This is a genomic window from Stenotrophomonas sp. (genome assembly GCF_032103445.1).
Classification (GTDB): Bacteria; Pseudomonadota; Gammaproteobacteria; order Xanthomonadales; family Xanthomonadaceae; genus Stenotrophomonas.
Genome location: NZ_DAMDFR010000017.1, coordinates 32,627 through 46,276, shown reverse-complemented (window position 1 = coordinate 46,276; position 13,650 = coordinate 32,627). Strand labels below are relative to the sequence as shown.

Annotated in this window: 7 protein-coding genes; 1 reads left to right on the top strand and 6 read right to left on the bottom strand. The window is 64.8% G+C overall.

The window, feature by feature from the left end; genetic code table 11:
* Positions 1-11: 11 nt before the first annotated feature.
* A complete protein-coding gene (locus tag RT551_RS08660) occupies positions 12-266 on the bottom strand; it encodes a hypothetical protein (protein ID WP_313457549.1) in 255 nt (84 codons plus the stop codon).
* 152 nt (positions 267-418) lie between these two features.
* A complete protein-coding gene (locus tag RT551_RS08655) occupies positions 419-1,102 on the bottom strand; it encodes a hypothetical protein (RefSeq protein WP_313457546.1) in 684 nt (227 codons plus the stop codon).
* A gap of 237 nt (positions 1,103-1,339) precedes the next feature.
* On the opposite strand from RT551_RS08655, the gene RT551_RS08650 reads away from it, so the two are divergent.
* Complete coding sequence (locus RT551_RS08650) at positions 1,340-2,563, top strand: MFS transporter (RefSeq protein ID WP_313457543.1); 1,224 nt, start codon at positions 1,340-1,342, stop codon at positions 2,561-2,563.
* Positions 2,564-2,655: 92 nt separating this feature from the next.
* Here RT551_RS08650 and RT551_RS08645 read toward each other — a convergent pair whose 3' ends face one another.
* The 4 genes from RT551_RS08645 to RT551_RS08630 form a co-directional block, all read right to left on the bottom strand.
* Positions 2,656-5,565, bottom strand: a complete 2,910-nt coding sequence (locus tag RT551_RS08645) for a TonB-dependent receptor (protein ID WP_313457540.1) — start codon at positions 5,563-5,565, stop codon at positions 2,656-2,658.
* A gap of 170 nt (positions 5,566-5,735) precedes the next feature.
* Complete coding sequence (locus RT551_RS08640) at positions 5,736-8,609, bottom strand: TonB-dependent receptor (RefSeq protein ID WP_313457537.1); 2,874 nt, start codon at positions 8,607-8,609, stop codon at positions 5,736-5,738.
* A 257-nt stretch (positions 8,610-8,866) separates the two neighbouring features.
* Positions 8,867-11,215 (bottom strand): glycoside hydrolase family 127 protein, encoded by a 2,349-nt coding sequence (locus tag RT551_RS08635; protein WP_313457534.1) that lies wholly within the window; start codon positions 11,213-11,215, stop codon positions 8,867-8,869.
* Positions 11,216-11,234: 19 nt separating this feature from the next.
* Complete coding sequence (locus RT551_RS08630; protein ID WP_313457532.1) at positions 11,235-13,595, bottom strand: Tat pathway signal protein; 2,361 nt, start codon at positions 13,593-13,595, stop codon at positions 11,235-11,237.
* Positions 13,596-13,650 lie beyond the last annotated feature (55 nt).

The window sequence follows — 13,650 nt, the reverse complement described above, 5'->3', positions numbered from 1 at the left end:
GGGCGCTGCGGCTAGCGTCGACGCCGGCGCGGCTTCGAACGCGTTTCTTTCCTTTCGTCTTCCGCCAGGACGGGTTCGTCCTGTTCCAGCAGTTCCCGCCAGCGGGCGTGCGCCTGTTCGAGCGAGAGAACCTCACTGACTCTCTCACCGCCAGTCGTCAGCACGGCATAGCCGATCACGTCCGCCGGGTTGTAGACCGGTGAATGTGTCAACGCTACCAGCTGATACCTGCCATCGGCCCGCAATGCATGAGGGTACTGGACCATCGTGCAAGCTCCCCGGTCGACTCCAGTGGGCGCATGCTAATCCACACTGCCGCGTATGCCAATCAGAAATTCCTTACCCGGCAGTAGGTAACAGACGGACGGCAAGGCGCGGCAGGCACCATACGGTGCCCGCCGCACGTTACATCGATGCGTTACATGGATTGGTTGATGCGTGACGTGACTGACACGTTCGGCGCAGCATCGCCGGCGTTGCGCCGGATGACCACCGGTTCCCTCACCCGCTGCGCCACATAGGAAAGGCTCGCGGCCAGGATGAAGGTGTAGCCCAGCAGTTCGGTGGTCTCTTCAATGGTGTTCTTGAACACCCGGATGTACTGGTCGCCAAGCAGACCGGTCCACAGCGAGGTCATGCCGATCAGGCGCGAGTAGAACAGCAGCAGCACCAGGCCAATGACCATCACCATTCCCGGGCGCGAGCCGAGGAAGCGGACCAGCCCCGACAGCGTTGTGCGCAGGTCACGACTTGCCCAGACCAACGATCCCACGATCAACAGCGCCACCGGGTACTTCCACAGACCATGTGCGATCAGATCCAGTGCTTCATCCATCTCGCGCAGGAACATGCAGGCAAAGAACGCGGCTGCCAGCAGGGCGAAGCGACGGTCATCACGCCGCGCGATCGCCAAGCGCACGAAGGCCAGCACGCTGGCCGCGAGGAAGCCTTCCTGGGTCAGCTCCACCAGCGACCACTCGCCCACCGCGTTGCCCAGCCAATGGATGTCCAGCCACGCCAGCAGCGGCGGCAACATCACCATCACGCCAAACAGGAACGCACGGCCCAGGTAGGACACCAGCAACTGAAGATCATTTTTCATCGAGAGCACCCGCGCCACACACCAAGGGCGCGCATTATCGATGTCATAAAAATGTCGTTAAATGCCACCAATGGAACAATGCGTGACCTTGACCCCTTATCGTTCAGCCAGGAGACATGAACCCCGCAACTCGCTATACGCACCACTGATTTCCACGAAATCGGGCCATGCTGGTACGGATTTGCTGCACCGCACCAAGTACAATGGCGATCCGTAAAAACGATTACATCCCGCCGCATGAGCTCCACCGCCCCTACCCTGGCCGAGCGCCTGACCCCGCGCGAGCGCACCCTGATCCTGTTGGCCCTGTCGCTGGGCGGCTTTGCCATCGGCACCAGCGAGTTCGCCGCCATGGGCCTGATGCTGGAGATCAGCCGCGGCCTGGGCATCGGCGAGACCCAGGTGGGTCACCTGATCAGCGCCTACGCCATCGGCGTCGTGGTCGGTGCCCCGGTGCTGGCGTTCGCCGGTGCCGGCTATGCGCGCCGCACCCTGCTGCTGGGCCTGATGGGCTTCTATGCGGTGGGCAACCTGGCCAGTGCGCTGGCCCCTAACTACACCACCATGCTGCTGGCCCGCTTTGTCGCCGGCCTGCCGCACGGTGCCTACTTCGGCGTGGCGATGCTGGTGGCTGCGGCGATCAGCCCTCCGGGGCAGCGCGGCAAGGCCGTGTCCAAAGTGCTGCTGGGCCTGTCCATTGCGATTCTGATCGGCAACCCGCTGACCACGTGGCTGGGCCAGCAGCTGAGCTGGCGCACCGCGTTCGCCCTGGTGAGCGTGCTGGCCATTGCCACGGTGGCGATGATTGCGCGCTATCTGCTGCCCGACCCGGACGAGGTCCGTACCTCGCCGATGCGCGAACTGCGCGCGTTCAACCGGACCCAGGTATGGATGGCGCTGGCCATTGGCTCGGTCGGCTTTGCCGGCATGTTCTGTGTGTTTACCTACCTGGCCCCGACCCTGGTGCAGGTGACCGGCGTGCGCGAATCGTGGATGCCGGTGGCGGTGGGCATCTTCGGCGTCGGCGCGATCATCGGCAATGTCGCCGGCGGCTGGCTGGTGGACAAGTTCCAGTTCCGCGCCGCGCCCATCGTGCTGTTGTGGTCGGTGGTGGTGCTGATGCTGTTCCCGCTGGCGGCCAACGCCGTGTGGAGCGTGGTGCCGGTGATTGTCGCCGTCGGCACGATGGGGGCCCTGGCCGCCGTGCTGCAGACCCGCCTGATGGACGTGGCCGGTGAGGCACAGACGCTGGCCGCGGCATCGAACCACGCCGCGTTCAACACCGCCAATGCACTGGGCCCGTGGCTCGGCGGCATGGCCATCGGTGCCGGTTTCAGCCCGGCAGTCACCGGATACGTCGGCGCAGCCACCGCTGTGGGTGGCCTGCTGCTGTGGAGCGTGGCGGTGCTGGTGGAGAGGCAGGGGCGTGCACAGAACGTTGCCTGCGAACAGCAGGGCTGAGCCACGTAGGGACACGCCATGCGTGTCCATGAAATCCCTGATCGAAGCGTAGAGCCACGCCCTGCGTGGCTGCGCCTCCCCCCTCCAGCTCCTCAGAACCGGTATTTCACACCGGTATAGAAGAGCCGCCCGACGTTGTCGTACTGCGCGCTACCGACTCCCGTGCCATAGAGGTTGAACGGCGGATCGCGATCAAACAGGTTCCGCACGCCCAGATACAGATTCAGCCTTTCGGTCGCCTTGTACCCGACCCTGGCATCCGTCAGCGTCATCCACGAAACCTTGATGGGATCCTGCAGGTCCGGGTTGGTCGCGTACTGCTCGTTGCTCACCAGGATCTGGCTGTCCACATAGCGGGTGCGCAGGCTGACATCCCAGGCACCACGGGCATAGCCAAGGGTCAGAGTACCTTTCCACTTCGGCGTGCCCAGCACGTTGCGCTCATCCTCGACCTCGTCCGGGAAGCTCTGGAACGGGTAGCTGAGGAACTGCCTGAGGTAGGTCCCTTCCAGCTTAGCTGTCAGCCGCCCACCGAACACGTTCTCGACGGCGTAGTCGATGCCGAAGTCGATGCCGCGCGCCCGCAGCCTGGAGATGTTGAGCGGCACCACCTGCAATCCCGTGATTGCGTACGGGTCGTCGGTGGTACCGGCGATGTCGCGGCTGATGGCACCGCAGAACTCATTGTCGATGCCACCCGCCGCGTCCACGCAGCGGTCTGCCAGCTGTTGGCCGCTGACGGCACTGATGGCGTCCTCGATCTGGATGTCCCAGTAGTCCACGGTGATGCCAAAGCCCGGCAGCGCCGTCGGCGTGAATACGGCCCCTACGGTGAACGTCCTGCTGGTCTCTTCAGACAACGCCGGGTTTCCGCCCGACAGACCGCGACGCGTGGACGTGTCGTTGGGCGTCCAGCCCACCGGCACGCCAAGTGCACTGCAGTTGGCCTGGCGCACTGCCGGATCCGCGCCGCGACCAATGTTGGGTGCAGAACACGGATCGCTGATGGCGAAGAAGTTCACCGACTGCGGATCGAAGAGCTCGGAGATGTTCGGCGCGCGCACCGCATTGGAGTAGGTGCTGCGCAGGCGCAGGGAGTCGTTGAACGCCCAATCCAGCCCTGTCTTCCAGCTGACCGTGGTACCCACCGTGGTGTAGTCGGAGACACGACCTGCCAGGTCGAGATTGACGCTCTGCGCGAAGGGCAGATCGGCCAGCAGGGGCAGGCTTAGTTCCGCGAACGCCTCGCGGACCGAGTACTGGCCACGCTGGTTCTGGATCGCATTGAGAAAGGTCAGGTCGGCCTGCTGCAGCGGATCGGTGGTCTGCTGGCTGGTCTCCTTGCGGAACTCGACACCTGAGGCAATGCCCACCGCGCCGGCGGGCAGAGCGAACAGTTCGCCCTTGGAGAGGTTGGCCGAGAGAACCTGCTGGGTCAGTTCGGTTCGGCTGGGGGTACGCGCGTTGAACCAGGCTGCCGCTGCCGGAGACACCGCGCCTTCGCCGAAGATGCTGGTGGGGATGCAGCCAGCAAGCAGGTCCTGACCAGTGAGCGGATTCTGCGGACCCGCAATACCATCACGCGTGGCACGACAGACAATGTTGCCATTGTCGTCAAATACCGCATCAATCGAAGCGTTGAAGCGATCGGGAATCTGATTGTTCAGATTCGCCCGGGTCTCCACGGTTCGCCCGTAGTTGGCGCTGGCCTCATAGGACCAGTCCGATCCGAACACGCCCTGGATGCCCGCGACGATGCGGCCGGTCTTACGCGTGGTGTCCTCGCCGCGGAACCCGGCATCCGTGTTGTTTCGGTTGATGCGCAGGCGCGTAAGGCCGTTGTCGTCCATGAACTGCCCCAGCTCGTCGCTGATGTACGCATTGTCACGTTGAATTACGTACGTACCGAACGATGGCCCGGACGTAGAGAACGCTTTGACCTTGTTCAGCGCCCACTTGCTTTCAACGAAGATCCGGTGGTTGTCGTTGAGGTCGAAACCGACGTTCGCATTGACCGAACTGGTGCTGTTGCTGGGCTGCATCTGGCCGTACTGATTCGGGTCCAGGCTGTCGCAGTCGGAACAGCCGGTTCGCGTGGTGTCGATCTGACCATCGAAACGCTGCGGGCGCAGGCTGCCATCGGTATCGAAGACGTAACGGTCATGGGTGGTCGCGCTGCGACCATCGAGGTCAACCACGCCACCCGCGGTGTAGCTGTAGACGCTGGCATTGCGGGTCAGCAGGGTACGGGTCTGGGTTGAATCGTCCGGGTCGGTGAGGTAGCGCTGCGAGTCGCGACTGAAGGCGCGATCCCGCAGGTACAGCGGATCCTGGTTGTTGAAAGCGGCCGAGACCACGAACTGGCCCCGTTCACCGGCAAACGTTCCACCACTGACGATGTTGACCGAACGCTCGTTGAAGTTGCCTTCTCCGGCATGGCCGATCTGGGCATTCATGACAGTCCCGTCAAAGGACTTCTTGAGGATGAAGTTCACCACACCGCTGACAGCGTCCGCGCCATAGATGGCGGACGAACCACCGGTGAGGATCTCTACCCGCTCCACCAGCGCGGCAGGAATGGTATTGATGTCAACGGCCGACGAGCCTGCGGCGCTGGCGACGTGCCGGCGTCCATTGACGAGCACCAGGGTCCGATCCACCCCCAGGCCGCGCAGGTCGAGAAGGTTGAGGCCGGCGGTGCCGATGAACCGGGTCGAGTTGCCCAGCGAGTAAGTCGTCGACATCTGCGGCAGTGCGTTGATCCCGTCGCCCAGCGTCACCGCGCCGGTGGCGCGGATGTCCTCGGCGGTCAGCGTACCGACCGGAGATGCAGACAGGTAATCCACCCGTGGAATGCGCGAGCCGGTGACGGTCACTGCATCAAATTGTTTGACATCGGAGCTTTCGTCCGCAGGCTGCCCCGCGTCCTGAGCCTGTGCGGTAGCTACCGAAGCTGCCATCACCACGGTACCGATGGCCGTAGCCAGTGTCCTCTTGCACATCCTTGATTCCCTCTCGCGTCACGTGTGGAGACAAACGTCCGATGAACGATTCAACGGGACGTCTATGACGCACTGAGAAGGCAGGTTCGGCTATCAGATAACTCTCATTTCAGAAGTTTCGGCCAAGGACGGCCGGACACCTCTCGGTGGCCGGCCGCCCAACACGCTGATCAGAACTTGATCGACATGCGCGCCCAGTAGAAGCGGCCGAGCACGTCATAGGTGGCCACGTCGGTGTTGCCGTTGCCGCCGTTGTTGGCGTAGTACAGCGGAGCCTGCTTGTTGGTCACGTTGTCCACGCCGAGCTCGAACGCGGTGTGCCACGGAGCCACGGTGTAGCCCACCTGCAGGTTGTGGTAGACGAACGATCCGATCCTGCGCACTACCCCTGCCTCGTCGGTATCGGCTGACAGGCCCTGATCCAGGTCGCTGCTGCCGATCCGGGTCTTGCCGATGTAACGGACCCGCCATGAGGCGCTCCAGTCATCCTTGTTCCAGCTCAACGTGCCCAGCCCGCGCCAGCGCGGGAAGTTGCCATAGGCGTAGGTGTACATGCCGCCGTTGCGGATGGTGACGGTGCTCGGGTCGGTGGTGTCCGGCAGCACGTCGTAGCGCTCCAGATAGGTGCCGTTGAGGCTCGCGCTGAAGCGGCCCCACGGGGTTTCGTGCAGCCGGTAGTTCACGCTGAAATCCACGCCGCGGGTGGCCAGCGTGCCCAGATTGACGGTCGGCTCGGCCACATAGTTGATGGTGCCGTTGCCGTTGCGGTGGATCAGCGCGCAGAACGCACTTGCCGGGTTCGAGTAGCACTGGTTCAGCACGGTCTGGGCGGAGACGCCGGTGATGGTGTCCTCCAGGTCGATGCGCCACCAGTCTGCACTGATCGACAGTCCCTCCAGCCAGCGTGGGTCATACACGAAACCGACGTCGTAGGACTTGCCGGTTTCCGGCTTCAGCTGGTACCCCGCCACTTCAGCGCCCGAGGCCTTGCCCGAGATCTGGCCGTCGGCCTGGTGGTAACTGCCATCGGTCGGCACGTTGGCGCAGGCCACGTCATTGCCACCGGTGTAACCGTTGCACGGGTCATTGACCGTCGGCGCGTCGCCCACCACGCCCGAGTACAGCTCGTTGATGTTGGGCGCACGGAACACCTCCGACACCGTACCGCGCAGCAGCAGGTCCTGCACGGGGCGGTACTCGATGGACAGCTTGCTGTTGGTCTTGCTGCCGACCGAGCTGTAATCCGAGAAGCGCGTACCGATGCTGACGTTGAGCGACTGGATGCCCGGCAGATCCTTCAGCAGCGGGAACAGGGCTTCTGCGTAGGCTTCCTTGACGTCGAAGCTGCCGCTCAGCTGGGAGGCACAGAATTCGATGACGCCGCACAGCCCGTTCTCGTCACCGGTCCACAGCGCGTCGGCCTTGCTGGTGCTTTTCTCCTCGCGGTAGGAAACGCCGACCGCCAACCCGACCATGCCGGCCGGCAGCTCGAACAGATCGCCATTGGCGTTGGCTTCGGCCTGCTTGACCGTGTAGACGCTGCTGACCACCGGGTTGACGATCATCGACTGCAGCGTGCCCAAGCTGGAGGCGTCGTTGAGGTTGAAGATGTTGAGCGGCGTACAGCCCGCGATCACGTTCCCGGCGCTGCCGCACTTCACCGTGCCGTCGACATCGAGGAACGACGGACCCACCGCCTGGTTGAACGACGCATAGTCCAGGAAGCCATAGTTGGTGGAGGTCTGCTTCACCCGCCCGTAGTTCACGTTGACGTCCCACTGCCAGGAGCTGCTGCCAAAGCCCCCGCGCAGGCCCGGGCTGATCTGGAAGTTGTCGGTCTTGTACTCGTAGCGGCGGTTGCCGAGCACGGTGGCGCGGCCGTTGAGGTCGTTGTAGGACACCCCCGTGGTGCGATCGGTGCCGAAGTTGACCCCGAACGGGTTGTAGTAGCTGTCGGCGGACACCAGGAAGTTGTCACCGTTGGCGAAGATAGGAATCGGCGCGATCACCGAGGCCGACTCGGTCTTGCTGAACCAGGTGTTGACGTAGCCTTCAATGTTGTCGGTGAAACGGAAGGTCGCCAGCACAAACGCGTTGCTGCGCTCCTGCGGGGTCTGCAGCAGGTTGTACGGCTGGTAGTTGTACGAATCATTGGCCGCGTTGTAACAGTGGAAATCACCCGGGCCGGTGGCACCGGACACGCCGCTGTTCAAGGTCACGCGCGAACAGCCATTGGCGGCTGCCAGGGCATCCGAGGCGGCCGAGCCGTCATTGAAGTTGATCGACCCGCTCGGCGTGGCCGACGAGCCCTGCTTCACCGCCTCACCGCTGCTCAGGTACAACGCGTCCTTGGAGTAGTCACGATCAAGCGCGGAGACCGCATCGAGGTTGTGGTAGGACACGCCGGCCACGATGCTGCCGCGATCCCACGCCTTGCCGCCGGTCAGCGAGAAGTTGCGGCGGTTGCCATCGCCCTCGCTGCTGGTACCGAAGTCGGCTGTGAACTGCACGCCCTCGAAGCGGTCGCGCAGGATGAAGTTGACCACGCCGCCGATGGCGTCGGAGCCGTAAATGGCAGAAGCACCATCACTGAGCACTTCGATGCGCTCGATCATGGTGGCCGGAATCGCATTGACGTCGTTGTAGGCCAGGCGGACGCCATTGACCAGCACCAGCGTGCGCTTGTCACCCAGGCCGCGCAGCGAGATGGTCGATGCGCCGGTACCGCCGCCGTTGTTGGTGTTGGGGTTGGTGGAGTTACCCGCGATGGAGGGCAGCTCCTGCAACAGGTCGCCCACGGTCGCCTTGCCGGTGGCGGCAATCTGCTCCTGGGAGACGGTGACCACCGGGTTGGCGCTTTCAGTATCGACACGGCGCAGGCGCGAGCCGGTCACCACGATGCTGTCCAGGTTGGTGGTCGCCCCGCTGCCGGCGGCCGGCGCTTCCTGCGCCACGGCGGGTGCAGCAGACGCGAGCAGCAGCACGGCGGCCACCGCCAGGGACAACGACGACGCATTCGGTGCATGGAACGGGTGGAACGTCATGGCGAATTTCCTCGGTCATGCGACTGCCGGAGTTCGGGGGACAACACGTCCCCGCACCGGCATGCGCCAGTGGATCGGTTCTTTCGGAGTTATGGACGGGCGTTCCACGCCCTGAAGATGACTACGTGTTTTTCATCACACGGTCACAATGTGCCGGCCACCCCGTGCGACGTCTTGACGCTTTTACTGCATCTGGATGCGGAATAAGGCATGGCGGCAGGTGCACTGGGAACGGCCCAGCCACGCAGGCCGTGGCGCTACGTTGCATGGGTCAGCCAGCCACCGAACAGCGGGCCTGCGGTGTCGCCGTGTTGCGGCTCGAAGCGGATCTTCAGCGGCGTCCCCTCGCGGGTAAGCGCGTGCGGCAAGGCGTAGTCGTGGTCGACGAAATCGAGAACCTGCCCCCGCTCCACCTCGACCTCCACCGCGAGCGTTCCGTTCACCAGAATGTTGAAACGCCCCTTGTCGCTTCCCCAGAACCGCAACCGTAGCGCCAGCGGCTGGGGGCTGCCCTGCATCACGAATTCAACGAAGCCCTTGCCGCGTACGTCACGGCATTCCTGTCGCCGATACGCCGCAGCGAACGACGTGTCACTGGTCAGGCCATGGGCCTTCTCGGAGGCCTCGTTGCCGAACTGGATCATGTCCACGGCATCGGCCTGCAGCTGTGCGCGTTCCGCAATGGCCTGTTCGCGGCGTTTCGCTTCGGCGGCCCATTGCGCGGCATCCATGCGCTTGAAATACAGCGCGCTGCGGCGGTCGTGCTGGGCGTAAAACGGAGCGAACTCCAGCGCCTGCGGACGGGTGGTGCTGGCGAGGAAGCGACCCGGTTCGGGCAACGCGCTGAACCCTGCCAGCGGCGACGCATCGGCGACCAGCGCGGGATCGGGTGCATCCCAGGGATCGCTGACCGCGCCGAGATCGGCCGCGAGGGCCAACGGACCACGCATCACCACGACGGTATCGGGATCGCCGGCGGCGGGCTCCAAGCGCAACGGGGTGGCCAGGTCCAGCTCGACGACATCGCCGGCCTTCCAGCGACGTTCCAGCAGCACGTAACCGTCATGCAGGGTAGTTGCCGCCTTGCGGCCGTTCACCTTCAGCGCGAAGCGCCCTTCGGTCCACGCGGGAATCCGCAGCAGCAGCCGCTGCGGTGCGGCGTCGTCCGCGTGCGTTACCTGCAGGCGCACCTGTCCATTGAGCGGCACGCCGCTGTCGAGGGTCAGGCCCAGCCCGCCCTGCTTCCAGTCCAGCGTGGACGGGATGTACAGGTTGACGGACAGCGACTGCCCGTCCTGCCAGTAGATGGAATCGCCGAACTGGGCATGCGCCTCCATCCCGCTGCCCACGCAGCACCAGAACGAATCGAACTTGTCGGAGAAGCCACGCTCACCGCCGGTGATCATCGGCGTCATGTAGGTGAACATGCCCGTCTCCGGGTGCTGGGCCGACATCGTGTGATTGAGCAGCGTGCGCTCGTAGTAATCGAAGTAGCGCGCCTGCGGCGTCCACTGATACAGGTGCCGGGTCAGCTTGAGCATGTTGTAGCTGTTGCAGTGCTCGCAGGTCTGTTCGGTCAGGAACGCGGCGATGGTATCGGGTTGCTGGAAGTACTCGCGGTCGGCGTTGCCGCCGATCACATAGCTGTAGTGCGTGGTCACCGTTTCCCAGAAGAAGCGCGCCGCAGCGGCGGAATCGAGATCACCGGTGACCTCGAACTGGCGGGCCTCGCCAATGAACTTGGGCACCTGCGTGTTGGCGTGATGGTGCGGCAGGTTGTCCTTGCCGGCGATGGCCGGGTCGACGATGCCTTCGTGGCGCAGGCGCTTGCCGATCGCGATCCAGCGCGGGTTGTCGGTACGCGCGCCAAGCTCGATGTACGACTCGTTGAGGCCACCGAATTCGGTGGCCAGCAGGGACTGCATCTGGTCGTGATCGAGTGCGTCGAACACATCGGCCAGGTAGGTCGCCAGCGGCAGCAGCACGGACATCGCCTGGCGGCTGCCTGCCAGCGCATCCGCATCCAACAGGCCGGCGAACAGCTTGTGCACCGTATACAGCGGCGACCAGCTGCCATTGATGTTGAACTTGCTGCCGGTCACTTCACCGGCGCGGATGCGCTCGAAGACGTGCTTGCCGCCCTCGATATCGCCCGCATCGGTCTTGCGGGTCAGGCCGCCGACGTAGCCATCCTTGTCCTGGGCCTGCGCACGCGCCAACTCGGACACGATGTAGTCGATGCGCTGCCGGACCTGTACATCGCGGGTCTGCGCGTACAGCTTGGACAGTGCGCTGAGGTAATGGCCGAGTGTGTGGCCGGCGATGGTGTCGCCTTCCCAGCCGCCGTAGACCGCACCCTTGGGCGGCAGCCCGGCCTGCTGCAGGAAGTTGTGCAGCAGGCGGTCCGGCTCCAGTTCGAACAGATAGCGGCGGTTGACGTGCAGGGAATCGAGGAACATCGACGGCTTGAGCGTGACATCCTGCAGCGGCAGCGCGGTCACCCGTCCAGCGGTAGACGCGGCCACGTCCAGCGGGAAGCGCAGCATGCCGGCGGCAACGGCCAGCGCACTCCATTGCAGGAAACGTCGGCGGGACGGATCAGTCATGAAAGTCTCCTCGATGGATTCAGCCATAGCGGGCCTGCACGCGCACGGTGGCCCCGGCGGTGAACGGCAGCGGCACGCGGTCGTGGTGGGGACCGCCGGCCTTGGCCGCCTTGCCATCCACCGAAATCTCCAGCAGGCGAGTGCCAGCCGGCACCCGCAGGGTCAGCCAGGTGGTGCCGGGTTGCTGCGGAGACAGGGTCACCTCGGCCTCGATGCGCTGCTGCGCCGGGTCCGCACGCAGCTGCAGGCCAACCCGGCCCCAAGGCGTAGGCGCGTCCTGCAGTGCAATCGGCTGGCCGGTGGCCAGCCAGTCGCGCGGGACGCCACGCGCCAGATACAGGTCCTGGTGCTGGTCGAACACCAGCATCCAGCGCAGCAGCAGCGGTACCGTCATCTGCGCGGGCATGCAGAACAGCGGCATGCCGCCGGTGATGCCCGCCACCTCGCCTGCGGTCCAGCTGCCGCGGGTATGCGCCTGGTAGCGATGGACATACAGGAACAGCAGATACTCCTCGATCCGGTCCAGCCGCAGCAGCTGCTGGGCGTGGCCGTAGGAGATGAAACCGAGGATGTCCCGCGCTTCCGGGGTGGGCTTCCAGATGTTGGACACGATGCCCAGCGTGGTGCCGCCATGGCCGCGCAGGCAATCGATCACCAGGCTGGCAAGATCGGGCGGCAGCACGTCGGCCTGCAGCAGTTCGGCATAGGAACGGTGCGACCACAGCTGTTCACTTTTGCTGGGGTCTTCCTGCGACATGGCCTGGCGGAACGTCTCGTTGGTGCCCGGCAGCGGACCCAGATAAGCCGGCTGCAGGTCATGCCGGAAATCCGCGCGGATGCTGTCCAGCAGGCGCAGGCGCAGTTGCCGGGCGCGGCGTTGCCAGTCGCGGCTGGTTGCGTCGTTGCCGGTCAGCGCCGGCCACACCGTGGCAATGTCCTCCCAACCCCGGATCACCAAGGCGCTGTTGCCGAAGTACGGCTTCCACCACAGCGAGGGATCCGGATACAGGCAGGCATCGGACTCGCTCCAGCCATGGATCAGGCCATGGCCGCGATCACTTCGCGGCAAGGCGAGGCTGGCGTCGTGCAGTTCGACCAGCAGCGCGGCGGTCGCTTCGATCTTTGCCTGATGGCGGCGCAGCAGCGCCGTGTCACCGGTGTATCGGAGGTAGCGCGCCAGCAGTGACAAGGTCAGGCCAAACTGCCCCACCTGAGGGCCCCGCATGTTCACCAGGCCGTCGGCCTGGGTGTACTCACCCAGATAGTTGTCCAGCACTGCCCTCGCCTGCGCGAAGCGGCCCCATTCGAGATTGGCGTACAGCGAACTGGTGAAGGTGTCCTGGAAGCCGTCGTATTCGTTGCCGGCGTAATCGCGATCCACCGCGCCATACTTCGGATACACACCGCCCGGGCGGACGACGAGCTCACGTGCGAAGGCGAAGCGGGCCAGGTCGGACCAGCTCGCATCGGGCAGCCGCGCTGGACTGGCCTCGGCCAGTTGGGCCTGCCAGGTCGCGGCAAAGTCGATCAGTCCGCGGTAGAAGTCCTCGGCGCTGGCACCGTGGCGGCGCGGTGGAAAGTCAGGATAGCTGTAGCCCACGACGGTGCGCACCGCCGTGCCGTGTTCGACCAGCACGGTGCGATGCCAGGTCTGCACGATGAAGCGGTCCTGCGCGTTGACGTCGGCGAACACCGACACGTCGTACCAGCGCCCCTCACCGGCCGGCACCACTTTGTGCACCGCCGGCATCCACCCGCCCAGCAGCCCCTCCTCGCGGTGTGCGACCTTGTCCGCGTCGGCAAGCTCCGGGAACGCGTGAATCGGCCGGTAGGTGCGGCTGCGCCCGTCCGGGTAGATCTGCATGGTGTCGTTGCCCTGCACCGTGCCGACGAAGGTTGTCCACGGCAGTCTCCCGTTGTGATCCTTCGGGTCGAGCCGGGACGCCGGCGGTGGTGCGACATCACGCACGGCGGCCTCATCCGGATCCCCATCGCGCAGCAGCCGGTCGGCCAGCAGGTCTGCTTCGGCCATCGCCAGTTCGGCCAGTGGCAACCCCAGATACGGCGGCGCTTCGCTGCCCCACACCGCTTCGGTGCGCTTGCCGAGATTCAGTACGCCGGCTGCACAGACGCATACCAAGGCCCCCTGCGGCGTGCGCAGATCTTCATGGACGGTCCATTGTGTGCCGCGATGCTGGAAGGTGGCCAGCGCGGTGAATCCGGTCAGGTCGACCGTAGATGCAGGCTCCAGCAACGGGACCGGCGGCGCTGCCACGGCCGGTGTGGAAGCTTCCGCAGCGGCGGCGCTGGCCAGGGACGGCAGCAGGCCCATGCCGGCGGTAGCCACTGCGCCCTGACGCAGGAATGTTCTGCGATCCATTCAACCCCACCTGTGGTGACGAGTCTCCATGCTGCGCGGTGCGACCTTGGGCGTC